The sequence below is a fragment of the Lapidilactobacillus luobeiensis genome (assembly GCF_024345205.1).
Classification (GTDB): Bacteria; Bacillota; Bacilli; order Lactobacillales; family Lactobacillaceae; genus Lapidilactobacillus; species Lapidilactobacillus luobeiensis.
Map to the genome: position 1 here is coordinate 1 of NZ_BROC01000014.1, position 26,957 is coordinate 26,957.

The 26,957-nt window shown below is 49.4% G+C and carries 19 protein-coding genes; 4 read left to right on the top strand and 15 right to left on the bottom strand.

Going from position 1 to position 26,957, the window contains the following annotated elements; all coding sequences use genetic code 11:
* Positions 1–346: 346 nt before the first annotated feature.
* Entirely contained in the window at positions 347–1,270 is a 924-nt protein-coding gene (locus OCU21_RS06360; protein WP_261806602.1) for a Gfo/Idh/MocA family protein, read from the bottom strand.
* A gap of 344 nt (positions 1,271–1,614) precedes the next feature.
* On the bottom strand, positions 1,615–3,159 hold the full coding sequence (locus tag OCU21_RS06365) for an ABC-F family ATP-binding cassette domain-containing protein (protein WP_261806603.1): 1,545 nt from the start codon (positions 3,157–3,159) through the stop codon (positions 1,615–1,617).
* 289 nt (positions 3,160–3,448) lie between these two features.
* On the opposite strand from OCU21_RS06365, the gene OCU21_RS11275 reads away from it, so the two are divergent.
* Positions 3,449–4,210 (top strand): hydrolase, encoded by a 762-nt coding sequence (locus OCU21_RS11275; RefSeq protein ID WP_309297202.1) that lies wholly within the window; start codon positions 3,449–3,451, stop codon positions 4,208–4,210.
* Positions 4,211–4,394: 184 nt separating this feature from the next.
* Positions 4,395–4,946, top strand: coding sequence for a TetR/AcrR family transcriptional regulator (locus OCU21_RS06375; RefSeq protein WP_261806604.1), 552 nt, complete (start codon positions 4,395–4,397; stop codon positions 4,944–4,946).
* 351 nt (positions 4,947–5,297) lie between these two features.
* Here the strand turns inward: OCU21_RS06375 and OCU21_RS06380 are convergent, their stop codons facing one another.
* Positions 5,298–6,371: an LCP family glycopolymer transferase gene (locus OCU21_RS06380; RefSeq protein WP_309297203.1), complete on the bottom strand. Its 1,074-nt coding sequence runs from the start codon at positions 6,369–6,371 to the stop codon at positions 5,298–5,300.
* A 289-nt stretch (positions 6,372–6,660) separates the two neighbouring features.
* Here OCU21_RS06380 and pepF point away from each other — a divergent pair, with 289 nt between their 5' ends.
* Together pepF and OCU21_RS06390 are read left to right on the top strand one after the other, a co-directional pair.
* Positions 6,661–8,460, top strand: a complete 1,800-nt coding sequence (pepF, locus tag OCU21_RS06385) for an oligoendopeptidase F (protein WP_261806646.1) — start codon at positions 6,661–6,663, stop codon at positions 8,458–8,460.
* An 896-nt stretch (positions 8,461–9,356) separates the two neighbouring features.
* Positions 9,357–10,262: a glycosylasparaginase gene (locus OCU21_RS06390; RefSeq protein WP_261806606.1), complete on the top strand. Its 906-nt coding sequence runs from the start codon at positions 9,357–9,359 to the stop codon at positions 10,260–10,262.
* A gap of 235 nt (positions 10,263–10,497) precedes the next feature.
* Here OCU21_RS06390 and OCU21_RS06395 read toward each other — a convergent pair whose 3' ends face one another.
* From OCU21_RS06395 to guaB, 12 genes are all read right to left on the bottom strand, one after another.
* On the bottom strand, positions 10,498–11,292 hold the full coding sequence (locus OCU21_RS06395) for a metal ABC transporter permease (RefSeq protein WP_125601005.1): 795 nt from the start codon (positions 11,290–11,292) through the stop codon (positions 10,498–10,500).
* Positions 11,292–11,990 carry a metal ABC transporter ATP-binding protein gene (locus tag OCU21_RS06400; RefSeq protein ID WP_261806607.1) on the bottom strand — a complete coding sequence of 233 codons (699 nt, stop codon included), beginning with the start codon at positions 11,988–11,990 and terminating at the stop codon, positions 11,292–11,294. The genes OCU21_RS06395 and OCU21_RS06400 overlap by 1 nt, the downstream gene beginning before the upstream one ends.
* A 401-nt stretch (positions 11,991–12,391) precedes the next feature.
* Positions 12,392–13,297 (bottom strand): metal ABC transporter solute-binding protein, Zn/Mn family, encoded by a 906-nt coding sequence (locus OCU21_RS06405; protein WP_261806608.1) that lies wholly within the window; start codon positions 13,295–13,297, stop codon positions 12,392–12,394.
* A 1,058-nt stretch (positions 13,298–14,355) separates the two neighbouring features.
* A complete protein-coding gene (locus OCU21_RS06410) occupies positions 14,356–15,123 on the bottom strand; it encodes an aspartate/glutamate racemase family protein (protein ID WP_261806609.1) in 768 nt (255 codons plus the stop codon).
* A 6-nt stretch (positions 15,124–15,129) separates the two neighbouring features.
* Positions 15,130–16,677, bottom strand: a complete 1,548-nt coding sequence (locus OCU21_RS06415) for a UDP-N-acetylmuramoyl-L-alanyl-D-glutamate--2,6-diaminopimelate ligase (RefSeq protein ID WP_261806610.1) — start codon at positions 16,675–16,677, stop codon at positions 15,130–15,132.
* Between the two features lie 386 nt (positions 16,678–17,063).
* Positions 17,064–17,387, bottom strand: a complete 324-nt coding sequence (locus OCU21_RS06420) for a hypothetical protein (protein ID WP_261806611.1) — start codon at positions 17,385–17,387, stop codon at positions 17,064–17,066.
* A 538-nt stretch (positions 17,388–17,925) separates the two neighbouring features.
* Positions 17,926–19,218 (bottom strand): serine hydrolase, encoded by a 1,293-nt coding sequence (locus OCU21_RS06425; protein WP_261806612.1) that lies wholly within the window; start codon positions 19,216–19,218, stop codon positions 17,926–17,928.
* A 39-nt stretch (positions 19,219–19,257) separates the two neighbouring features.
* Positions 19,258–20,517 (bottom strand): sensor histidine kinase, encoded by a 1,260-nt coding sequence (locus OCU21_RS06430; RefSeq protein ID WP_261806613.1) that lies wholly within the window; start codon positions 20,515–20,517, stop codon positions 19,258–19,260.
* Positions 20,517–21,203 carry a response regulator transcription factor CroR gene (gene croR, locus OCU21_RS06435; RefSeq protein ID WP_261806614.1) on the bottom strand — a complete coding sequence of 229 codons (687 nt, stop codon included), beginning with the start codon at positions 21,201–21,203 and terminating at the stop codon, positions 20,517–20,519. Before croR ends, OCU21_RS06430 begins: the two co-directional genes overlap by 1 nt.
* A 734-nt stretch (positions 21,204–21,937) precedes the next feature.
* A complete protein-coding gene (locus tag OCU21_RS06440; RefSeq protein WP_261806615.1) occupies positions 21,938–22,390 on the bottom strand; it encodes a universal stress protein in 453 nt (150 codons plus the stop codon).
* A 435-nt stretch (positions 22,391–22,825) separates the two neighbouring features.
* Positions 22,826–24,184, bottom strand: coding sequence for an Nramp family divalent metal transporter (locus OCU21_RS06445; protein ID WP_261806616.1), 1,359 nt, complete (start codon positions 24,182–24,184; stop codon positions 22,826–22,828).
* 561 nt (positions 24,185–24,745) lie between these two features.
* Positions 24,746–26,230 (bottom strand): IMP dehydrogenase, encoded by a 1,485-nt coding sequence (gene guaB, locus OCU21_RS06450; RefSeq protein ID WP_261806617.1) that lies wholly within the window; start codon positions 26,228–26,230, stop codon positions 24,746–24,748.
* Between the last annotated feature and the right edge of the window lie 727 nt (positions 26,231–26,957).

The window sequence follows — 26,957 nt, forward strand, 5'->3', positions numbered from 1 at the left end:
GAGTTAGACTCAATTTTAAATTCATTAACTAGCGAATTGACTTCGCAAATGTTCTTTGTAGATAACGACCGAAATCGTTATCGACCCTGCACATTTATCGAAACTTTGTTCAGTTTTCAAAGGTCTACTTTGTCGCAACAGCAACTCATTTATAGTACCATATCCACCAAGCAACTGTCAACATTTAATTTGAAGTTTTTTGAGAAGGAAATGATCAAAGCTTAGAGCGCTGTGTGTTTCTTAAAAACGACAACTTAAATAGTTTAGCAAATCGAACCGCATTAAGCAAGCCTAAATAGTAAAAAAATCAAAAAAGTTTGGAATGACTAAAACAGTTCCCTTGAGACTAGTAACTCGCCAGTAATTCTGTGCATAATTCATGGGTCAGCAAACTAGAAGTCGGACTGACTGGATTGGCCGTACCTGGTGTCACGATTGCTGTTAGAAACGCTTGGATCAGTGGGGCAAATCCCCGAGCGGTCAACATCGGTTCCCAGCTGGGTAAGTTTTGTGTCAAAGTCCCTGCGCTCGTGCTCAAGCTTAACTGTTGCAAGTCACGAACTTGACTGATCCCACTTGGACGATGGAGTGTTAGTGTTTCTTGATCAACACCAGCCTGCATGTCGAGCATCGCGCTGATCGTTTGTGTGGTGGTAGTCAGCACCATTCCCGCTTGCTGCAAAGTACCCTGCTGGTCAGCAACAATCTGAAACTTGCGCGTAGCCGTCGTCAATGCTGTTGAATCGATTTGCGCGGCAAACAAAGCGGTGTCGATCACATGGGTAAACAGATCAAAAATGGCGAATTCGATCGGTTGCGCAGTCGCAATCCGGTTTTTTTCGGCAAAGACCATGGTTGGACGAGCGCCAGAACTGGCCTGAACGTTTAAACTGGCAAAGCGTCGATTGAAACCACAAGTCAAAAGTAATCCGCGGGCCTGCGCCAAAGCGTATAAGGACTGGACCTCCGCCAAGTCAGTACTGACTGGTTTATCCACATAAACATGGCTACCCGCCAATAAAAACTGGCGGATCAAGTTGCCATGCGTAGCGGTTGGCGTGTGGATGAAAACCGCGTCTGGTTGCAACGCGAGCAACTCCGCCACTGTTGGCACTGCTTGATCGAAGCCATAGCGCCTTTGCAATTGGTTCAATTTAAGCTCATCGCGAGTACACAAGATCCACTGCGCTTGATCTTGCAGACCTGCCATCACTGGTAAATACGCTTTTTGGGCAATATTACCTAACCCGATCACGCCGATTTTTAACATTTGAACGTCCTCTTCTTCTATATAATAATGTTTGCTAAGTCATGGCCCTAGTTTGATCAAACTGACCGCCATCTGACTATCCGGCCGCACACCAATTAAATCCTCGCAACCAGCAGCGCACAGCGCCATGCGCTCACACTACTTTCTTGATTATACAATAATCCCTTGATCGCAGTCAGGAAAATCAGCTGCCACCAATAAAAATGCCTGACAATTGGTTGTAAAAGCAACTGTCAGGCGTTTTATTCACTTTTTCTTTGGTGATCCCATTTTTAGGCAGGAGCTCATATCGATCATCAAGCCTCAACGATCAACCTGACTGAACAGATTTTATCAGCCGTGACTTATTTCTGGTAATCCTCGATATTGATCACTTTGTCGATCCAGCTTTGATCATAGAAGTCCAACTCATGGGTCACCAAAAGCGCGGCGCCCGGGAAAGATTGGATTCCCTTACGTAACGCCGCCTTAGTCGCGTCGTCCAAATGGTTGGTCGGTTCGTCCAAGATCAATAGATTGGCTGGGATCATCATGATCTCCGCCAATTTCACTTTGGACTGCTCGCCCCCAGAAAGATCCGCGATCGGTGACAGGACTTGCTGAGCAGTCAAACCTGTCCGCGCCAACACCTGCCGCAAGATCTTCGGCTTCTCACGAGGATATAGATCCTGCATGTATTGTAATGGCGTGGCCAGCTTATGGGGCCATTGCAAACTCTGATTGTAATAGGCTATCTTCAGCGTGGGCGCCTGCTCGATCTCTCCAGCCAAAGGCGCCAGCTGACCTAGGATCGTTTTCAGCAAGGTGGATTTCCCCACGCCATTATACCCGGCAATGACCACTTTCTCGTCATTCGCCACAGAAAACTCCAGTGGTCGTTGGTTCAGCGGTTGCTGATAGCCGATCACCAGGTCCGTCGTGGTGACAATGATTTTGCTAGCGGTGGCGCTATGGGCAAAACTGATCGTCGGTTGCACGAGCCGATCTGGTGCCTTCATGACTTCCACGTGAGCCAATTGTTTTTCACGACCCCGGGCCGATTTAGCCCGTGACCCAGCCTTGTATTTACGAATATAGGCTTCGGTCTTGGCGATCTGCTCTTGTTGTTTCTGGTAAGCTCGGCGATAAGCCAAGGAGTTGGCTTCTTTTTGCTTGAAGGCCGCGGCCAGATCTCCGGTGTAGCGGGTGATCTGACCAAATTCAATATCCAAAATACAGTTGGTGATGCCCTCGAGAAAATTATAATCGTGGGAAATCACCAAATAAGCGCCCTTGAACGCCCGCAGGAAATCCGTCAGCCAATCAATGTGCTTCGTATCCAAATAGTTGGTCGGCTCGTCCAAGACCATCACATCGGGCTGTTGCAGCAACAATTTCGCCAAAATGATCCGCGAACGCTGGCCGCCACTTAAAGCCGCCACATCATGTTCCAGCCCCATATCGGTGATGCCCAAACCAGTGGCCACCGTTTCGATTTGCGTCTCCACATCATAAAATCCAGATTCCTCAAGCCGCGTCTGGATCTTGCCGGCCTTTTCCAGCAGATCATCATCGTAGTTTTGACCATATTCTTCATATAATTGGTTCATGCGCGTTTCGGCGGCGTACAAATGATCGAAAGCCGTCCGCAGGAATTCCCGGATCGTCATCCCCGGCGTTAATTGGGCGTACTGATCCAAATAACCGATCTCTAGCCCTTTTTGCCAGGTAATCTGGCCCTCGTCCGGCAGGATCTCACCGGTCAGAATCTTGATCAGGGTACTTTTCCCGACCCCGTTTTGACCGACGATGCCCATGTGGTCTTGGTTTTCAACTTTAAAACTTGCATGGTCATACAGCGTCTTATCAACAAAAGCATGACTAAGATCGGTGACCGTTAATACACTCATAATTCAGACTCCTTAAAATTCGACTGACTAAAAATATACCATAAATCTTGCAAAAACGGCAGTACTCCATATTACAAAATCATATTTTCCGCTAAATTTGTCATATAACTGGCCCTTTGTTACGAGAATGTTTCAAAAATCGGGTTTTGTGTCAATCACTTAACAGTGTGTCAGTCGACCCCCAAACTTGTAATCTGGCTGGTATTTCACTGTTATATTGACCCGCTATACTCAGTAGCGTTGATAAACAACAGAACTATTCCGTAATACGTAAAGGAGTCCTTCATTTATGTCCGCACGTTTGAAAAACAAGCATTTGACTAGGATCGCATTTACTTTCGTGATCACAGCTGCTTTCTTCTTGCCTAACTTTAATGTTCTCGCCGCTTCCACTTTGGGTGACAACACTGCTGCAGCGGCGTCCGTCTATCCATCAACACAAGCAGTTAAACAGGTGACTTTCGCCACCCACATGGCCAACGAATTGAACAGCAAAAACGCCGCTCAAGATCGTTTGGCTCGTCAAACAGCCACGCGCGCCGCTCAACTTGCTTATCAAAAGCAACAAGATGAGATCGCACGCAAGGCCGCTGAAAAGGCTGCCGCCGAAAAAGCTGCCGCCGAAAAAGCCGCCGCTGAGAAAGCTGCTGCTGAAAAGGCAGCTGCCGAAAAAGCTGCTGCTGAGAAGGCTGCCGCCGAAAAAGCCGCTGCTGAAAAAGCTGCTGCCGAGAAAGCTGCTGCTGCCCAAACAAGCTACTCCGCTAGCTCCACAGGTACGACTACTTCTAAAGGTACTTTCAAAATCAGTTTCTACGATCCTGCCGTTCTCGGTTCAAACATGGGTTATGGTGGCGTGGCCGCTAACTTAAGCATTTTCCCTCGCGGCACTCGCTTGAAGATCAGCATGTCCAATGGTCAAGTGCTTTATCGGACTGTCAACGATACGGGTAGCTTCGCTTATAGCAACCCTTACCAACTTGATGTCGCTATGCCAAACAGTTCCATTCCCGCTGCTGGGATCCTTTCAGCAACCGTCTCAGTGATTTCCTAGATTCTCACTTCTAAAATCGAATAGTACTCAAAGAAGTCGTCAACTTGGTTGGCGATTTTTTTATCGGCAAATCTTATGATCACGTCAGGATCGCTAATTTAAACCACAAGCGAACGATTATCGATGTATTTCTTGAGCAAATTGAGTAAACTATAACTAAGAAGAGAATTCGTGAGGTAACCCGATGAGTGTTGATAAAATTACTGAGCCAGCCTTTATGCATGCCTTGTTAGAATTGACCGAGGAACAAGACTTTCGCCAGATCACCGTGTCGATGTTGACCCGCAAAGTCGGGATGCATCGCCAGAGTTTTTATTATCATTTCCAAGATAAATACGAGCTACTGGCCTATACTTACCAGCAGATCAGTTTTCATTTTCTGGACGGTGATCAAGTCACTATCGCCAATTGGCCCGTTCAAGTTGAAAAAATGTTGGACTCGATCAACAAGCATCAACAATTTTATTTAAATACTGCCGCTAGTGATCAAAACACCTTGCTGCTGACCTTTTCGCATGTGGTCAAGGCGCGGCTGACCGATATGTTGCGGGAAATCGACCCAGAGCAACGCTTGTCCGTTTATGATCGGACTTTTTATGCCGAGTTCTTTGGTTATGGCTGTGGTGGGGTCTTAGTCGACTGGATCGTTGGCGGCTTCGCAACGCCCCCACAAGAAATCGCGGCCAAACTTTCGCGGCTGGTCACCGACATCAAACATTACTCCCCCTATCTGTAGTTAACCAGAGTGCGGAGCACAACGGGTAGCTTCTGAGCATTAGCCTAGCAAAGATTTTGGAGGCTGGTCCTTGCCTCCGGAATCTTTGCGTAGCTAAGCGGAAGATGCTGGGTGGTGAGCACATTTCAAACCAGAGTGCACAGCACGTTTCAAAAAAACAGCACCTGATCTTTTTCTCAGCCAATAACATTGGCAACAAGATCAGTTGCTGTTTTTTTGTTGGGCGTGATCGTCCGTTATTCAAGCAAGGCACCCTCCAGATTGAGCGCGGCCTTAGCATTGCTGGTAGCTATTGATCTGGGATAACCGGTGCAACGTCTAAGGGATGGCTTGACCCACTAGGCAAACGGCTTAATTACCGTTCCACGCTGCATAATCATTGTTTTGCGCGTAAATAACAAAATTCTGCTCCACGGTGGGATTCTCAAAGATGAAACCTTGATTCGTCACATTCAAGCGATTTTGCCGAGTTTCTTCATTGTTTAAGGTCACGGTACTTAGGCCTTGGGTCTGACGGATCTTGTCGGAGATCCGTTGCAATTCAGTGGTCGAGGCGATCTGGTAAGAGGCCGCGCCGATATTCGCAGCGGTGCCATGGATATAATCACTACTGATGCTTTCACTCGCGCTGCGATAATTCAGGAAGATCTGGACCATGTCGTCAAAGGTCAAGTTTGTTTTCATATTACTAGTAATGGCTTTCAAAACTTTCTGGAAATTAGCCAGCGTTCCTGTACTGGCCGTTGATTTAATGATCGCCGTAATGATCTGCCGTTGCCGTTTTTGCCGACCATAATCATTTTCAGGATCATCATAACGCATCCGCGCGTAGGCTAGCGACTGGGTGCCATTCAAATGCATCGCGCCTTTCGTGAAGGTCGTGCCCCCATAACTAAAGGTGAAGGGAACATCCACATCAACGCCGCCGACAGCATCAACGATCTTCTCCAGCCCGCCCATGTTGATCGTGACGTAATAATCTAGGGGAACATTCAACAATTTGCTGACGGTATTCAGCGCCATTTCGGAGCCACCTTCACGATAGGCCGCATTGATCTTTTGTACATTGAAACCGCTCGTGCCGATCAATTCCGCCATTGTGTCGCGAGGCACACTGGTCAACAATACTTTTTTACTGCTAGGATTGACGGTCGCGACGATCATCGTATCGGAGTTGCCTTGATCCGTTCGTCCCTCCGCACCAGTGTCCGCCCCCAGAAGCAAGACGGAAAAGGCTTTTTTCTGTTGAAAAACCGCTGCTGATTTACTTTCGCCAGCGGCCTGATAAGTCCCGTTCAACGCTTTTTTCGTCTGACCATACAGGCGTAACGCGTAAGCACCGGCGGCAAAGATCAAGATCAGAAAAAGGAGGCCACTGATCCGCCCCCAACGTAATTTTTTCACGCCGTTGTCTTCAAATATCAATAAGCGATTTCGCTGAACTTTGCTGGTCGTTCTCGTTCTTTTATCCACGACAATTACCTCCGTCAAATAACTACTCTTAGATTAATACAGCCACCCTTAAAACACTAATAAAAACGCCACCTTTACAAGATACTTAAGCAACAGGTGACAAAATCGCAAGACGAACGAACACGACTGGCCAAATTTGGACAGACTTTTTCATTTTGAGGATTAACTATCCGCAAGGAAAAGTGTACGATATGATTAAGCACCATTAACAAATATTCCAGGAGGTTTTATCATGGCAACTATCAAACAATTACCAGAACGTCAAGAAGTCCCTGAAGCACTGACTTGGGACTTAGGCTTGATCTATCCTGACGATGCCGCTTGGGAAGCGGATTTCGCTGAAGTTGGCGCGTTGGCTGATCAGGCAGCCGCCTTTCAGGGCAAGCTGGGCGCCAGCGCCAGCGAACTTTATCAAGGTGTGGTTGCCTTACACGCGGCTTTTCGCCGGTTGGAAAAGGTTTATGTCTACGCCAGCATGAAAAGCGATCAGGACACCAACAATAACCATTATCTCGGCTTAGATGCGCGCGCCGGTTCTCTGGCGACCAGCGTTTCAACGAAATTATCTTTCTGCGATCCTGAGATCATCGCCATTGATGACGCGACTTTGGCAGAATTTTTTGTCAGCGAACCGCGCTTGAAAGATTACAGCCATTTCTTCGATAACCTACGGCAACAAAAGGCTCATGTGTTGGACGCCAATTCGGAGGCCTTGGTCAATGCGGCGACTGAAGTTTTCGGCGCCTCGCGTAGTACCTTCAATATTTTGAACAACTCCGACTTAGAATTCCCCTTGGTGCAGGATGAAGACGGTCAAACCGTTCAATTATCCAACGGGCTCTACGGCACTTTGATCGAATCCGGCGACCGCGATGTCCGCCAAGACGCTTTTACCGGCTTGTATAGTGTTTACGATCAATTCCAAAACACGCTGGCGCAGACGCTTTCCGGTGAGATCAAGAGTCACAATTATTTGGCCCAAGTCCATCACTATCCTAACGCCCGGGCCGCAGCCATGAGCCAAAACAATGTGCCTGAAGTCGTTTATGACACCCTGATCGATCAGGTCAACAGCCATTTGGACCTGCTTCATCGCTATGTGGCGCTGCGCAAACGGATCCTCGGCGTCGACACCTTGCATATGTACGATATGTATGTGCCCCTGACCGGCGAGCCACCGCTAAGTTATGATTTTACCGCGGCGAAAGTCGAAGCCAAAAAGGCCCTGAGCATTCTCGGCGACGATTATCTGAGCCATGTGGACGAAATCTTCAACAATCGCTACATTGACGTGATTGAAAATAAAGGCAAACGTGGCGGCGCTTATTCCGGCGGTTCTTACGATACCGCGCCTTACGAACTGCTGAACTGGCAAGATAATGTCAGCAACCTGTACACTTTGATCCACGAAACCGGCCACAGTGTGCACAGTTGGTACACTCGCCACAATCAACCTTACCAATACGGCGATTATCCGATTTTCTTGGCTGAGATTGCCTCAACCACCAATGAAAACTTATTGACCGAATATCTGCTGAAAACGCAAACTGATCCGCAAGTCCGCGCCTATCTGTTGAACTACTACTTGGATGGCTTCAAGGGCACCGTTTATCGCCAGACGCAATTCGCCGAATTTGAACACTTCTTGCACACCGCCGACGCCGCGGGCCAACCGCTGACCGCCGAGGCGTTGAATCAGAAGTATGGCGCTTTGAACGCCCATTACTACGGTGACGCGGTGGTTTCTGATTCGGAAATCAGTTTGGAATGGTCACGGATCCCGCATTTCTACATGGACTATTACGTTTACCAATATGCCACTGGTTTTGCGGCAGCCTCTTCCCTCTCTGCCAAAATCACCAGCGAAGGGCAACCGGCTGTTGACAAGTATCTAACTTGCTTGAAGTCTGGTTCCTCTGCTTATCCGATCGAGATCATGCAAAAGGCTGGGGTCGATATGACCAAGCCGGATTATCTCGAGGCTGCCTTTGCTGTCTTTGCGGAACGCTTGACGGAACTGGAACAACTGCTGGGTCAATGATTGCTGGGATTGCTTAAGGCTGGATAAAAGTAGGCTGTGCGCAGCTTGCGCTGCGCGTGGCGTTGGTGGTTGACGGATATGGTGGGGCTCCAGGTCGGGCTGGGGGTGGTGGAACGCTGCGGGCACGATTTTGAGCTTTTCGAAAGTGCGCCGAAAATCTCAAAACTCGGCCTTATTGTAGGCGATAAATCGCCAACAATAATATCGCGGCTGACTCACCCCCAGCCCGACCTTCCGTCAACTAGTAAACAGACCACCAACGCCACGCTCCGCTCCAGCCGCTCAACGTTATCATAGTCACTTGAGCACTCACACCAATTGGCAAGCTATGATCGATTGATGTGGATCAACGCAAATGACAGCCGTGATTCGTGGTTACAATCCTTAAATTGGTGACACCATCGCAGTCTGTCTGATGTACTAGAACAAAATCTCGATGAATCAATCAAATCCGTTGATTCTCAACCAAGATTTGTTTAAATTTGCGAAACAAAGTTATTGGCACTACACGAAACGTACCGGTCTATTCATCCAAATCTGTTGGTGTTGCCGGACCACAAAAAAAGTGGTCAACTTTCGACCGCTCACTTGCAAAAGCATTTCGTCAGATATCCAACTTCGATTGCAGATAAGCTCAATTCTGTTCAGCAACCGGCTGGGACTGCGCGGCTCAGTGGTGAAATTGTCCTTGGCGGCTTTGCCGCTTAGGACAAGGCCTGATTTTGAGACAAGCCGCGGGTTTTGCGGATTGGCTCAAAACAGTGCCCACCACGTTCCAGTCCGCAACAGCAGTCCCAGCCGGTTGCGCTCACGCGCAACACCCTACCAAACCTGCAATCAAGCACGAGAATAATAAAAAGTTTTTCCAAAAAAATAATATATCGGAGGTCACCACCATGTGGGGAATGATCGCTACTTGGCAAATGGCACGCGATGGCGTGGCCACTGCCGCGCAGGAGTTACAGCAACAAGGAGACGCCGGTGACGCCTTGGTCACGGCCATCAAAGATGTGGAAAACAATCCTGAATACGGCTCGGTCGGTTACGGCGGGTTGCCAAATGAACACGGGTTGCTGGAAATGGACGCGGCTTACATGAATGGCAATACTTACGGGATCGGCGCTGTGGCCGGCATTACCGATGTCAAGAACCCGATCACCGTCGCCCGCAAACTCAGCCACGATCATTTCAATAGTTTCCGGGTCGGCGCCGGCGCAACGGAATACGCGCAACAGGCTGGTTTTGAGCGGGTCAATATGTTGACCCCGGCTGCGATCAAGGCTTGGCAAGAGCGCGTTATTGAAGTCAGCAGTAAGAATTTGACTCCTTATGACGGTCATGATACCGTCGGCGTCGTCGCGCTGGATCAACAGGCGAAAATGGTCGCCGGCACGTCCACCTCGGGGCTCTTCATGAAAAAGCACGGCCGTGTTGGTGATTCGCCGCTGTCTGGCTCTGGTTTTTACGTGGATAGCGAAATCGGCGGCGCCACCGCCACCGGGTTAGGCGAGGATATTATGAAAGGCGTGCTCTCCTATGAGATCGTGCGCCTGATGAAGTCCGGATTGACCCCGCAAGCGGCCTGCGACCAAGCCACTTATGATTTCGACCGGCGGCTCAAACAACATTATGGCAAAGCCGGCGCCTTCTCCCTGATTGCCCTGGACAAGCAGGGCAATTGGGGCGTGGCCACCAATTGCGAATTCACCTTTGCGGTAGCCACCGCCACCCAGCCGCTGACCGTTTACACCGCCAATCCCGGCCCTGATGACAGCACCACTTTTGTCGTGACGGCCCATTAATACCGGCGCCAATCAATCAGGAAAAAGTTTTGCAAAATATCGGCAACACAGGGCACCAGTGACGTTAGGTCATTGGCGCCTTTTTATTTTTTCCTAGAACTGCAAACCGCGCCCGTTCTGGCTAATTGTTGATTCCAAAATCTGAATTTTCAAAAAAGACCCCGCCAGCGGCACCAAAAAAACTGACCGCAAGTCGTTCACGGTCAGCTCATTGGGTGATGGTTGTCACTATTATTTAGCCATTCCGGCGTTTTTGGACTAGGAGCGCGAGCATATAGCAGATCACTTCGATCAAGGCGATGAAGAAGGTGACCGGCCAATTGGTCAGATAGCCTAACCACAGGCCGAGCCAGACACCAAACAGGGCGGCCGCCACGGAGATCAGCAGCAATTGTTTCATGCTGTGTCCTAGGGCTTTGGCGATCGAGGCTGGCAACGTCAACAAGATGAACACCAGCATTGAGCCGACGATCTGCGCGCCGACGCTGACACTCATTGCCAGCAGGATCAAGAAAATGATCCCGATCACGCGGGAGTGGACCCCATTGGCCTTGGCGCCGACGCTATCGAAGGAATCGAATTGCAGCGGCCGGAAAATCAACCAGATCGTCAACAGCACCACCAGCGATAACACCACCAGTTGCCAAACGCCGCTCTGACTGATGCCGACAATACTCCCGAAGAGAATATCGGTGGCGTAACTAGAGCTTTGATTGGCCAGCGCCAGGAACAGGATCCCCGAACCGATAAAGAGCGAGGAAACGGCGCTGATCGTCGATTCTCGCTGGACCCGTTCCACCGACAAACTACTGATCAGCAAGCTGCTGGCCAAGGTGAACAGCAACATCCCGATCAACGGCGAGATGCCGAGAAACGCGCCAAACGCCGCGCCAGCAAAACCGATCTCGGACAACATGTGGGCCAGAAAAGACAGTTGTCGGGCCACCACGAAGACGCCGATCACCCCACAGGTCAAAGCGATAAACGTACTAGCCACAAACGCGTGGCGCATAAAGGTAAAAGCAAACATTAAAGCCGCACCCCCTTCAAACTATCGGCGTTGACTTCTTTGCTGGAACCGGTCAACAACTGCTGATTACTGATCAACAAGTAGCGGTCGGTGTACCGCGCCGTCAACTCCAAGTCGTGGCTGACAAAGACCAGCGCCATTTTTTGCTGGGTCACGATCGTATCCACCAAGGCCATCATCTGCACCTTCGCGTCCACGTCCATGCTGGCGGTGGCCTCATCCAAAATCAACAGATCTGGATCAGCCAACAACGCCTGCGCCAAATACGCCCGTTGCCGCTCGCCGCCGGAGGTCAAGGTGATCGGGCGGTCTTTGATCTGAGTCAGTTGCGTCTGTGCCAAAACTTGGGTCACCCGCTCTTTTTCCGAATGGCTCAACCACGGCCGCCAACTCATCCCCACATTCAAGGCCACGAAACTGGCGACGGACAGCGGCGCGTCGGCGTCCAAATTGCGAAATTGAGGCACGTAACCGATTTGCAGTCGCTCATGACCGGGCAACGGGATCCGCGTGATCGTGCCAGCAGTGGGATGGGTCAACCCGATCAACAGTTTGACCAACGTCGACTTGCCAGCGCCATTATGCCCGATCAAGGCCAATTTCTCGCCGGCGTCGATCGTAAAATTCAAATTCTTAAAAACAGTTTTCTCACCGAAGCTCATCGCTAAATCGGTGACTTTCAAAATTGGGTCTGTCATTGATTCTCCTCACTTACTATTTCTCGGAACGTGCTCACTGACCCAGCTCCTTGCGCTTAACTACGCTAGGCTTCCGGAGGCAAAGACCTGCCTCCAAAAGCCTAGCTAGGTTAATGCTCAGAAGCTGGCCGGGCTGGCTCGCACTCTTATTTCGAAACGTGCTCACCGACCTAGCTTCTTCTGCTTAACTACGCTAGGCTTCTGGAGGCAAAGACCTGCCTCCAAAATCCTAGCTAGGTTAATGCTCAGAAGCTGGCCAGGTCGGTTCACACTCTGGTTTGAAACGTGCTACGAGGTGCAGACCGCTGCGCCTTAAAGTATCAGATTGCCCAATCTGCTGCGCAGCTTAGTCAATCTGATAAATTAATGCTCACGGTCTAATCGCACCTCTCCGCACTCTGTTATTTTGTGATTGTCGCAAACGCTTGTAACTGGCTGGTCATCCAACTCAAATAATTCTTCCCTTGCGGCAATGTTTCGGTCACCCGCAAAATCGGTACCTGCTGTCGCTCGGCCCGCTTGATCAAATCGGTGACCAAGGCGCTGGTCACTTGCTTATTGACGACTAGGCAGCTGACTTCGCGGTGATCCAATTGATCTTGCATCCGCTGAATATCGGCGGGCTTCGGATCGGCGCCCTCTTCAATATCTAAGGCAAAGCTTTCATTGACGATGGTCATTTTCAAATTAGTCAAGACATAATTGAAAACCGGCTCGGTGATCATTACTTTCTGCCCGGAAAGCGTTTGGCGTAACTCTTTTTCCTGTTCTTGCAACTTGGCCAAACGCGCCAAATATTTCTGCCCGTTACGTTTGAAAGTCGCCGCCTGAGCTGGTCGCAGCGCGCTAAAACGTTTGACCAACAGCTTCGTGACTTGGGGCATCACACTGAAATCATACCAAAGATGTTCATTGCCACCGTCTGGCAACTTAACGATATCCGCCGCCACATCGATCAGCTGGGTCTGTTGATCGTCGGCCTTGACCAATTTGGCCAGCCAACTGTCATAACCCGCGCCGTTCATCAGCGCCAGATCCGCCTGCGCCACGATCTTCGCGTCGTTGGTCGTCGGCGAATAATCGTGAGGATCCACACTGGGCGAATTGATCAAGCTCGTGACTGTGCCCGCGTCGCCCAAAATCGCCCGCGCCGGATCACCATAGAAATCCAATGAGGTCACAAAATGAATCTTGCCCGTGGTCTGCGCCGGTTGCTTGGTCGCGGTCCGGCCACAAGCCGTTAGCAGCAGACTCAAGCTGAGTAGCACCACCAACCAAGACCATTGTTTAATCAGTTTTTTAACCATAACTCCTCCTTACTAATCAATAGTCTAATGATGACAATAAATATGGTCAAATGTTCATAGGTTCATCTATCGCAATAAAGCGGTTAATCGCGGTGATCACGCTGGGGTCGTACCTGCTAAAACTCAATGATAGCTTACATTCTAACCTTTTTTTGTAAAAAAATTAAATTTTTTGTATTTCAGGGCTTTTGCGTAATTGCAGGTGTGCTGGGTTTGGTGGTGACGCAACCGCCTCAGGACGTTTGTCGTGGCTGGAACACGGTGGGCATCGTTTTGAACCAATCCGAAACCCACGGCTTGTCTCAAAATCGAGCCTTATTCTAAGCGATAAATCGCTAAGAATAATCTCACCGCTGAGCCACACGTCCTGAGGCGGTTGCTAGGCAGAATTGCGCCTATCTACAATCGAAGTTGGATATCTGACGAGGTGGTTTTGTAAGCTAGAGGTCAAACAATTGCCCATTTTTGATGGTACGGCAATACCAACGGATTCGGATTAGGAGGTCGGTACATTTCGCGTAGGCCTAATAATTTGCCCTATTTCCTTAACAATCCTTGGGTGGAAACCGACCGATTCAGTTGATTTATCAAGATCATGTCCTAGTTCATCAGGCAGACTGCGCTGGTGTCACCAATTTAAAGTTTGTGACCACTAACCACGGCTGTCAATTGCGTGGCTCCCCATCAATTAGCCATAGCTTGCCGTTGGCGTGAGTGCTCAAGCGGTTATTATAACGTTGAGCGGCTGGAGTGGAGAAATTCGGGGTGAGCTCGCCCCGAATTTCGCAGCGCAAGCCGCGGACAACCTACTTTCATGCAGCAAATCAAATAACCTCGAATTCCCGCTGACTACTGAAGTAGTTGCTAGTTAATCGCGAGCGACTTTTTTATTGGTTGCCCGGTGCCGATCAAAAAAGCCGCGGGAATCAGTCAGCCTACAGAAGGTGGTCAGGTGACCAACCGCTCCAAGCTCACGTTCTCCTCACGACTTGTTACATTTTTTCAATCATGATTTTCGATCATTATTTTTTAATTGCCATTTCTCTGGCGTGATTTTTCTATTCTGAAATAATCGGACCAACGTATTCGTTGACGGCGCGGACCCAATCCACTGGCTGAGCTTGGCGTAATTGCGTGGCCAAGGCAATGGTTTGGTCGGCGATGATGCTTTGAGCGTCGATCACTTGATAGGGGTGCTCTGGCGCTTTTTCTTGGGCCAACGACAGTTCCGTACAACCGAGCACGATCACGGAAACATGATACTCATCGTGCATTTTGGCTAAGATCCGGTGATACAATTCATGATCGACTAGATTTTGTTCTTTAATGTCTTGGTAAATCAATTCGTTGACCATCGTTTGGATCGACTGGTCGCCAAGCACGACCTCATGGCCCGCTCGCTGGATCTCGTGGGCATAAACTTTATCGGCGATGGTGCCAGCAGTGGCGATCAGGCCCACCCGTTTTTCTTGAGGGAAGCGTTGGTGTAAATTGTTGATCGCGATCCGCGGCATGTGCAACAGTGGCACGGGCGTCAGCGCCTGTAATTCTTCGTAGAAATAATGAGCCGTGTTGCAGACCATCACGAAGAATTCTGGATGTAATTGACTTTGTTGCAAAATATCTTCCTGCAGATCAGGGAAGAAATTCGGTTGTTGGTGGTCCAAGATATAACTGGTGCGATCAGGCACGGTGGCGTCATTGACCAAGAGATAGTTCAAATAATCCTGATCCTTATTTGCTGGTGTTCGCGCGTTCAACAACCGCAAATAGCTTTCGGTGGCCATAGTGCCCATGCCACCAATGATCGTAAAGAAATCTTTCATCGTAATCTAGCCTCGCAATCTCGCAGCCACCGCCTTGGCGACGGCCATATCTGTTGGCCAAGGCGTATTGACGCCGCGAACTTTTTGTTCATCATCAGACCCTTTACCGGCCAAGACCACGATATCACCGGGCTGGCTTTCATTGATCGCCCCGGCGATCGCTTTGGCGCGATCTAATTCGACAGTGACGTCGACTTTATCTTGATCGATCCCCGCTACGATTTGATTAGCGATATCCGCTGGTTCCTCGAACCCAGGGTCATCATTGGTGATAAAAGCGCGTTGTGCCAATTGATTCAGCGCCTTCGCGAAACCTTCGCGCCGTGAGACCCCTTTATCGCCAGGACTCCCAACGACCACTAGCAATTTAGGATCGTGATACTCTTTTTTCAAAAAGGATAGTAGTGCCACCATGCTGGCATAATTATGGGCATAGTCGACATAGACGCGCCCATGTTCAGGAATATCAAGTTTCTCCATCCGCCCCGGGATCTGGACATTGGCGATCCCCTTAGCCGTATCTGGATAGGTCGCGCCAGCTAAACCAGCGCCGATAATTGCCGCGCAAGCATTGCTTTCGTTATAATCGCCGATCAGATCCAACTCATATTCGCCAGTGATCCGCAATTGCTCTGCCTTCAACGTGCCCGCCGTCAATGCAAAACGACTTTTCGACAGATCGGCCTCTTCAGAACGATAGCGGAAATCGATCTCGACCCCATCAGGCGCTTGATAATCCGCTGCCGCAAACAGATAGACGCTATCGGGATCCGTGGTGATCGTTGCCGCCGCATAAACTTCATCAAAATAATCTGTTTCCGCATTGATCACACACTTACGCGAGTTGACTAATAATTGCAATTTGCAATGGAGATAATCCGCGAACGTGGGATGCTCATTAGGTCCAATATGATCAGGCGAGATATTCAAGAAAAAGCCCACATCATACGTCAGCCCGAAGACCCGATTCTTTTTATACGCTTGGGAAGAAACTTCCATCGCCAAATGGGTCATGCCATTATCCACTGCTTCGCGCATGTCCCGGAAGAGATCCAACGACTCTGGCGTTGTTAATTCAGAGGCAATATGTTGTTCCGGTTTCGGACCCAAGACCCGTTCCACCGTTGATGACATCGCCGTATGACCAGCGTTGATCCGATCGAGGATGCCCTTGGTGAAGTAAGCCGATGTAGTTTTGCCCTTGGTCCCGGTATACGCGATCACGAACAGATCATCTTGAGGAAAATCGTAAAAAGCCGCGGCCAACAGCGCCATCGCTTTACGAATGTTCCGCACGATCAAGGCGTGCATCCCTTTACCTTCCGCATAAGGTTGCTCAGCTACATAAACTGTTGCCCCGTTACTCTTAGCCATCTGCAAATAGATCGGCCGGAAATTCTCACCCTTACAGAAGAAAAGGGTGTTGGCCGTCACTGTGCGCGAATCATAAGAAGCGCTGGTAAACTTCTGCGAAACCTTATCTTGGATGGCGCTGCTCTTTAATAAATGGTGCTCCTTCAAGATCAAAATACATGCGTCTAGTGTTAGCCCCATAATCTAACTCCCTTTACTTAACTATCGTTCATCTGCGCCTATTCTCATTGGCGCGACATTAAATCTGCTAGTCTACATTATACCACAGCCCGCTACCGATACTGTTCAGAGTGTGAGCCGACCTGGGCAGCTTCTGAGCATTAGCCTAGTTCTTATTTTGGAAGCGTTCCTTGCTTCCAGAATAAGAGCGTAGCTAAGCGGAAGAAGCTAGGTCGGTGAACACGTTTCAGCAGTGAATATATCTTTGTAGGTGCGCCAGCAGCTACTTAGGCAAAGCCTAACTGTGCGTCGTCTACATTTTGCCGTCACTTCCACTGTGCGGTTCGGAGTGAGCTTGCCTTCCGTTCCAACGTTGGCCGCGGCCTGCGCTGCTTCTGAGCATTTGCCTAGCTGTGCTTCTGCATTTTGGCCGTCACTTTCACTGCATGGTTCGGGGTGAGCTCGCTGTGTCTCTTCTGTTCCAATCTTGGCCGCGGTCTGCGTTGCGTCTGGCGGGTGAGCTCGCTGTGGGCATCACTTTGAGCTTCGCAAAGTGCGCGAATCTCAAAGCTGAGCCTTATTCTAAGCGGCAAAGCCGCTAAGAATAACGACACGGCGATCTCACCCGCCACACTCCACTCCGCCCGTTCAACCGTTTTAAGCAGACTAAGCTGCCACGCCATAATGCCTGCTCGTTCAAAATGACAAATCGCCACGCAATTGACGACCATGGCTTGCAACTCCCAATTCGTACAGACAGTCACATCGTAACAATCGACCTGATGATCACTAGCAACTCTGGTCAAACGGCTAGCAGGACCTTGCCCACAGAATGAAATGACATCATTTTGATCACCCCACTAGCAAAAGCACTTTATTAACTATTCCGCCCAGATTGCAGATAAGCTCAAACTTGCCTAGCAACCGCCTCAGGGCGTGTGGCTCAGCAGTGAAATTTGTCTTAGTGGCTTTGCCACTTAGACAAAGACCTGATTTTGAGACAAGCCGCGCACTTTGCGGATTGGTTCAAAACAGCGTCCACTGCGTTCAAACAGAGTGCTTACCGACCTGGGCAGCTTCTGAGCATTAACCTAGCTAGGATTTTGGAAGCGGGTTGCGCTTCCGGAAGCCTAGCGTAGTTAAGCGCAAGAAGCTAGGTCGGTAAACACGTTTCCAGCCACCACAAACGCCCTGAGGCGGTTGCGTCCACACCCAGCAAAGCCGCAATCAAGCGAGTCAGCAAAGCCAGCAGCCGCAATGGCTGGCGCCTTACTTAAACAAATTCGTGATATTACGCCAGATCTTCTCCAACCAATTAAGCGCCTCAACATTTTCGGCAGCCAAGACCGCCACATTCTGATCCTGCTCAAGAGTCAAATGTCCGCTACCAACGATCGGCATCGTCACACTGCCCATTTGATCTCCTTTGGCGATCGCCGCCACCTGGCTATATTTGGACTTCTCGACCTTAAGCGATAATTGCTTGGCGCTAACGCTCTTAGGCAATAACATTTTAACTGTTTGGCTAGGCACGACCTTGACCTGCGATTTTTTGCCATCTGTTACTTTCTGCGCTGGTAATAAAGGACTGCTTTTCTTGGCGGTGAAGACATTGACCAAGTGCCAGTTAGCGTAAACCTCTTTCATCAAGTCCGCAGTTGCAGTAAAGCGTTTCTTCAGATCGTCGCTGTTGCCGCTGGCGTTCAAAACCACCGTGATGATCCGAAAACCATTCTTCTTTACTGTTCCGACAAAACATTCGCCGGCGAGATCAGATGTCCCAGTTTTCAGGCCATCCACAGGTAGATCCGCATCTGCCGCGCTTTGGCCGGGTAATAATAGATCCCAAGTTGGGTAGGTCGTTCCATGAAAGGGTAGGGCCGTCAATGCGGTCGTTTTTAAAACCTCAGGATAATCAGTGACCAAATGTTGCGCCACGATCGCCAGATCACGGGCGCGCATTTGATTTTCAGCATCCGCCCCTGAATCAGGATAGCGCGCGGCGCCAAGAAAACTGTTGTTCAAGCCACTGGCGTTGACGATCTGATAATCGCGCGCACCCCATTTCTTGAGCTGCGCCTTCATCGCGTCAACGAATTTTGTTTGATCGCCGCTGACCGCGTCGCCAAGAGCCATCACTGCCGCGTTGGCTGAATAGACCCAACCGGCTTCAAACAGTTCCTTGACTGTATAGCTTTGTCCGCCCACAAAAGGGATATTCGACAATTCCATATTTTTGCTGAGGGTCACTTCTTGTTCTGTTGGCGTAACGCTTTGGTTCCAAGTCAGTTTTCCTTGATCGACTGCTTGTAAAACCAAATATAATGACAACATTTTAGTCAGTGACGCGATCGGCATCACCGTGTCGATATTCTTAGCCGCTAAGATCTGACCGCTATCGACTTCCACCGCTAACCCAGCCTTGGCCGCGATATCTGTTTGCGGCGATTCGATCGTACTACTAGCCGCGACTACGTTTTGCTGGCGGACCTGATCGATCCCCAAAACCAACCCTAAGGCCATTGTTAAGACAAGAAAAAAATGCCGTCCTTTATTCTTCATGAAAATCCTCCATTATTGATGATCGAGCTGACGAGAACACTATTTTGTCGGCTCGATTTTAACTAGATCCTGACGTTTTGCGGTGACATCTAAAGGCAGAATGATAATAAATGCCGTTTCGGCTTGATTAGACGTCGCATAGATCTCGCCACCATGCAAAACGACGATACTTTTCGCGATTGCTAGACCTAAGCCGGAGCCGCCAGTACTGGCTGAGCGTGAGCCATCGACGCGGTAAAAACGTTCAAAAATATTTTGCAGGTCTTGTTTCGGGATCGGTTGACCATCATTGCTGACATTGACCACCACGTTATCCTGTTCAATGTGCGCGCTCAACGTGATTCGCGTTGCGCCCTTACCGTATTTGAACGCGTTAGTGATCAAATTGCTGAAAACACGGACTAATTTTCCTGAATCCGCGCGCATGATGATCGGCCGCTGGACCACCGCAACTTCAATAAACATTTGGCGTTTTTGCGCTTCAAGTTCAAAATCAGCGGACAATTGTTCCAACATCGAGATCAGATCAAACTGTTGCAACTGCAATTCCGCGTGTGTTTGTTGCACTTTGGTGAATTCAAATAAGTCCTCCACCAATTCTTTCATTTGCTTAGTTTTTTGATAGGCGATGTGATTGTAGTGTAATAGGTCCGCCTCATCTTGATATTGCTTATTCTCGATCAGACCTAAATAGCCGATGATCGACGTCAAAGGCGTGCGAATATCATGACTGACATTGGTGATCAATTCATCTTTTGAAACCTCGATCTTACGTTCCTCAGCCATCGAATTGACTGTGCTGTCGACCAGCGCATTGATACTGGCGATCACATGATTCAGATATCCGCCGACTTTTAAATTGATCCGATGATCCAGATGACCATCCGCGATATAGTGCAACTCCGCGATAATATGTCGCATTTGCATTTGCCGATAACGCCGATGCAAGCGCCAATAGATCACCCAGACATTGATGATGAACATGATCGTGATGAAGATCCATTCCCAGCTCCAAATGTGCCAAGGACCGATCGTCAAAGCTGTTTTGATCTGATAGATCCCGTCATTGAGCCCGCGATTATTACTGATCGCCTGGTTGATCAAAACCACGATGGCGAATTCTAATAGTAACAACAAGCCTAGTGTGACCACACCTTCAAGAAAAAGTTCCCATTTCTCACTGGTTTTGAGAATAACCGGCGAGGGTTCGCGAACCGGATTTTCCACGGCGTCTACTGTGATCCGCGCCGATGAACTTGCGGAAGCGTCGTGCCGAGACGGTGCCTTTTTGGCAGCCATTACGCGCTCACCTTGTAACCAACGCCCCAAACGGTCTCGATCACTTTCTCCCCACCGGTCGCTTCTTCGATCTTGTCACGCAAATGGCTAACGTGGACCATGACGGTTTTCGCAGAAACGATACTTTCCTGTTGCCAAACTCGTTCAAAAATCTCATCCGCCGAGAAAACACGGTTGGGATGACTCGCCAGCAAATACAAAATCCCAAACTCCAAAGCCGTCAATTGGATATCGACTTGATTCAACGTCGTCACTTCATGGGAATCCTTATTGATGATCAAAGGCCCCACCTCAAGCCGATCCGGTTCCGTGCTAGTGACTTGAGCGCTGGCCCGCCGGAGCAATGACTTGACCCGTGCCATCACCTCTAACGGATTGAATGGCTTAGAAACATAATCATCCGCGCCGGTGATCAGCCCTTGGATCTTATCCATATCAGTCGTTTTCGCAGACACCACGATGATCGGAATGTCCGACTCCTTGCGCACCTCTTTGATCACATCGATCCCCGACATATTCGGCATCATGATATCCAAGATCATCAAGGCAATATCTGGATTCGTTACCAATTTCGTCAAAGCTTCGCGGCCAGTGAACGCGGTGACCGGCTCATAGCCTTCATTCTTCGCGTAGATACTGAGCAACTCCACGATATCTTTATCATCATCAACAATCAAAATCTTCATATTATACAACCTCACTTCCACTCATTCCAATAACGGCCAGTCAGCCATCAGACCAACTGCAGAAAAGGTAAACACTCCCTTATTGTATCAAAATTAACGTTAAAATTCTCTAAAGAATTTATGAGAATATTCGTTGGGCCAGTCTGTGGGGGAATCAAGACAAATCATTATCAACAACAAGTTCTAATCCGACAACCTTACGCGGTACTTGCAGCAAATGATCGGGTCTTAAAAGCATTGATCAAAACTACGCTAGCATAAAAAGAAAGCCACACTTCCGGGCAAGAAGTGTGGCTTAACCTAGCTTTTCAGTTTTAAGGGGGAGGAGTAAAAAGGAAAAAACTAGTTCTTAAGGTTTTGAGTTTAGTTGCTAGAAAGCAAGTTGGGTCAACCACTGGATTGAAGATGGTGGGCAACGGGCATTGCCACGACCACTGGCTTTCTATGTAATTAATAGTAAGCCAAAGAAGTGAATGAATCGTGATCCAAAGTTGGCAGTTTCGCGAAGTATTTGTGATGAAATTATGAACTATGCCAGATTGCGGTGGGTTTTAGTGGGTATTGTGCGTGAGCGCAACCGGCTGGGACTGCTGTTGCGGACTGGAAACGTGCTCACCCCGAATTTCGCAGTGCAAGCCGCGGGCACGCCACTTTTAACCCGAATAAGCATTCTCTCTGATCAACACCGTCAAAAAAAGCCGTAACGCGATTTTGCGTTACAGCTTGATCGATCCTTATTTTCGAATCACAGCAACTGAGATGCGGGCATGTTTGACCATGTAAGCCGCTTGACTACCGACATGAGCACCCGAATTTTTCGCTCGGGCACCAATGATCAATAAATCCGGTTTGATCGCCGGGATCGCCTCATGCACAATGACATCGCCAGGCTTACCTTCACCGATAAAAGTCTCGACCTTCTCCACGCCTGCGTCTTCGGCTTCATGGCGATATTCTTCCAAATGTCGCTCCAGATCCTCGCGCTCACCGTGAACATAATCATTGCTGAAAGCTTGGTAAACATTCATTTCGGCACTTTCTAGAATCGAAACGATCGCCAAACCTAAATGGTCTTTCTTAGCGCGATGGACCGCGTATTTAAAGGCCAGTTTGGAATCCTCCGAATCATCCACCGCGACTAGCATTTTATGAAAATATACTTCTGGATCTCGATCTACTTCTGCCATCGATCTAGCACCCTTTCTTTCTGAAAATCACTAAGTTGACTTAACTGAATTTTTCGAAACGTGCTGCGCCACCCAGCGCTTTCCGCTTAGCTACGCAAGAGTTCCGGAAGCCAAACTCGGCTTCCAAAACTCTTGCTAGGCTAATGCTCAAGCGCTAATCGGGGTGGCTCCGCACTCTGATTTTTGAAACGTGCTGCGCGCAACTGCTTTCTGCGCCGATACGCGATTTGTCACAGATTGTCTGCGCCAATCTGCAACAAATCGCTAGTCGTGCTCAAAAGCAACCCGTTGCGCTCCGCACTCTGATTTTTGAAACGTGCTGCGCGCAACTGACTTCTGTGCTTAGCTACGCACTGGTTTCGGAAGCCTAGCCCGCTTCCAAAGCCAGTGCTAGGCTAATGCTCGAAGTCAACCCGTTGCGCTCCGCACTCTGATTTAAAACAATCCTTTGACTGATTCCCAGACGATTTGTAGGTTCAGGATCGTTAGGAGGATCGTGCAGGTCCATGCTAGGATCGTGATCCATTTGCGGTTGGCGAATTCGCCCATGATTTTCTTGGAACCGGTGTAGATTGTCAAAGGAATCATGGAGAATGGTAAGGCGACGGACAGGAAGACCTGCGAGTTGACCAGCAACGAGTCCAAGGCGGATTCCTTGCCGTGATAGATGATCGCGCAGATCAAAACAGGAATAACTGAGATCAGCCGAGTCACCAAACGCCGTGCCCAGAGAGGCATCTTCATGTGGATGAAGCCTTCCATGACGACCTGCCCGGTTAAAGTCCCGGTGATGGTTGAATTTTGTCCTGACGCTAATAACGCGACGGCGAACAAAGTTGATAGGACTGGTGACGCGACCGCGCCGGCCATTTTGTGATCCTGTAAGGCATTGTATAAGTTACTGAAAGTACCTAATTGTGAAGTGTCTTTGCCGAAGAACAAAGCGGCACCGACGATCAGCAATAAGCAGTTAACCACGAAAGCCGCGCTGAGCTGCAAATTTGAATCCCAAGTGGTGTATTTGATCGCGCGCCGGGTCGATTCCTTGTCGTTGCGATCAAATTGCCGCGTTTGGGCAATCGATGAATGCAAGTACAAGTTGTGGGGCATGACGGTGGCCCCAACGATCCCTAAGGCCATGTGCAATTCGCCTGGGCGGAGGATCTCTTTATGTGGTAATAAGCCTTCAAACGCCGCGGCCATATTAGGTTGGGCGATGATCACTTGATAAACGAAAACGACTAAAATAACAATGATCAGCGTTACCACGATGGCTTCGATTTTTCTGAAACCAAGCTTGGTCAGCGCTAATAGCAGGAAAACATCGAGGACGGTCAAGGCAACGCCGACCACCAATGGGATGCCGAACAAAAGTTTCAGTGAAATCGCGCCACCAATGACTTCGGCGATATCTGTCGCCATGATCGCCAGTTCGGTGGTGATCCATAAGAAGATCCCCATGCCTTTGCTGGTGTGGGCCCGCGTCGCTTGCGCCAAGTCCATATGGGTCACGATGCCAAGTTTAGCAGCCATGTATTGCAGCAACATCGCAATTAAACTTGAAATCAAGATCACGGACATCAGCAAGTAACCGTATTGGGCGCCACCACCGATCGAGGTGACCCAGTTACCTGGATCCATGTAACCAACTGCAACTAATGCACCTGGTCCTGAAAATGCTAGTAAATTCTTCCAGAAATTACCTGATTTAGGAATTTCGACGGTATTATTGATCTCTTCCAAACTTGGTCCATTGGCATATTCGATCAATTTATGGTGTTCTTCTTCTGCCATTGTGTGCCATCCCTTCTTCTCTTTCACTCCAAAAACTATTGTACTCTTATTTTAACGAATGTGAAGATAAAGTTTAGGTATGCCAAAGTAAATTTTCAGAAAAATATTATTAGAAAAGTGTTTATTCCCAGAAACTCGGTCAATTTGACCGTCTTTTGATCATTATTTTTTCTTAAACTCGCCTAACTTTTCTGAAAATCAATGCCCAATTTACCCAACTCCACTACCGCTTCACTGCCGACTGTGCCCAAAATGTTCTGCTGTCCCTCCCAAAATAATCTGCTACTTCTCCCCAAGTAATCTGTGCTTCCCTCAAATGTCCCGCTACTTCTCCCCAAATAATCTGCCGCATCTCACAAATAATCTGTCACTTCTTAGTGAGGCTGGCCTAACTAAGTGGCGCCGTCAGCGCCCATGCTGACCGCCGCCACTCAGCCTCACCAAAAACGACCTTTCAGCGTCATAATACCGCCAAAAGGTCGTTCTGTCTAAAGAATTGGTTTGAGTTAAGAAGTTAAGTAGCCCGCGGCTAAAAGTTAATTGGTCTAGCCTAAGCTCAGCTTAATTGCCGATGCTGTAATTTGGTGATTCTTTGGTGATCTGGACATCATGAGGATGGGATTCCCGCAAGCCCGCGCCAGTGATTTTAACGAACTGGGCGTTGTCGTTCAAGGCTTGGATCGTTGGCGCGCCAACATAACCCATGCCAGAGCGCAAACCGCCCACCAATTGATAGATCACGTCGGCCAAAGCACCCTTGGCCGCGACCCGACCTTCGATGCCTTCGGGAACCAGTTTGTTGGCTTCGTTGACGCCAGATTGGAAGTAACGATCTGAGGAGCCGTGGGACATTGCGGCCAGCGAGCCCATGCCCCGGTAAGTCTTGAAACGTCGTCCTTGGAAAATCTCGAATTCGCCCGGCGCTTCATCGGTCCCAGCCAACATGCTACCTAACATAACCGCGTTGCCGCCTGCCGCCAAGGCCTTGACAATATCGCCGGAGAACTTGATCCCGCCATCTGCGATGATCGCCTTACCCCGTTGCCGCGCCACCGTCGCCGCGTCATAGATCGCGGTGATCTGCGGAACGCCGACTCCGGCAATGATCCGGGTGGTACAGATCGAGCCTGGGCCGATCCCAACTTTGACCACGTCAACGCCCGCATCATACAAAGCAGCCGTCCCTTCAGCGGTGGCCACGTTGCCAGCGATCAGAGTTTTATCAGGGAAGGTCGCGCGGATCTCCGCCACTTTCCGCAGCACCCCGGCGGAATGACCATGAGCCGTATCGATGATCAACGCGTCGATCCCGGCATCGAACAGCGCCTGCGCTCGGTCAAAAGTATCTGAAGTCACGCCGACCGCGCCGGCAACTAACAATCGGCCGTGACTATCCTTAGCCGAGTTCGGATATTGCTTCACATTTTCAATATCTTTGATGGTGATCAGGCCACTCAAGCGGCCAGCGTCATCGACTAATGGCAATTTCTCGATCCGGTGTTGTTGCAAGATCTTTTCCGCTTCATCTAAAGACGTGCCTTGGCGCGCGGTCACTAACGCGTCATCGGTCATCACGTCCTTGACCGGCACCGCGTAATCGGTCACGAAGCGCAGATCACGGTTGGTCACGATCCCTACCAAAGTCAAATCTTCCTGTGATTTGACCACCGGTACCCCGCTGATGCGATAACGGCGCATCAAATCTTCGGCTTCACTGACCGGCCGTTCCGGCGTAATGAAAAATGGATCGACGATCACACCGCTTTCGGAGCGCTTGACTTTCCGCACTTCGTCAGCTTGTTGCTCAATACTCATGTTCTTATGGATCACGCCTAGACCGCCTTGACGCGCCATGGCGATCGCCATGGGCGCTTCTGTAACGGTATCCATGCTGGCGCTGAGAATCGGGACATTTAAATGGATGTTGGCCGCCAAATCAACCGACAGATCCACATCATTCGGTAAAACATGACTTTCTGCTGGTATCAACAGCACATCATCAAACGTTAATCCTTCTTTTGCAAATTTCTGGTCCCAATTGCTCATCAAACTAGCCTCCAAAGTATTAATTGTATTTTATTTTAACAACTAACTTAGCATAGCTAGGCACTTTGGTCAATAGCAAAACTGGTTTACTGGTGTTTTGATTGGCCGCAGCTTGCGCTGCGCGTGGCGTTGGTGGTGGGCAAGTGTGGTGGGGCTCCAGGTCAGGCTGGGGGTGGTGGAACGCTGCGGGCACGATTTTGAGCTTTTCGGAAACCCACCGAAAATCTCAAAACTCGGCCTTATTGTAGGCGATAAATCGCCAACAATAATATCGCGGCTGACTCACCCCCAGCCCGACCTTCCGCCGACGAGCAAACAGACCACCAACGCCCAGAGTGCGAGCCGACCTGGTCAGCTTCTGAGCACTAGCCTAGCAACTATTTTGAAGGCCGGTCTATGCCTCCGGAATAGTTGCGTAGCTAAGCGCAAGAAGCTAGGTCGGCGAACACGTTTCAACGCCACGCTTCGCTCCAGTCACTCAACGTTATAGCAGCCGTTTGAGCACTCTCGCCGACTGACAAACTATTCCGATTGATGGGAACCACGCAATTGACGACCGTGGTTAGTGGTTACTAGCTTTGAATTGGTAACACCAGTACAGTCTGTCCGATGAACTAAGAATTGTTTATGGAGCGGGTAAAGATGTTCAACCGATGCAAACTGTACCAACCAACTAACTCAAATCCGTTGGTGTTGCCGTACCATCACCAAAAGAGGGTAATTGTTT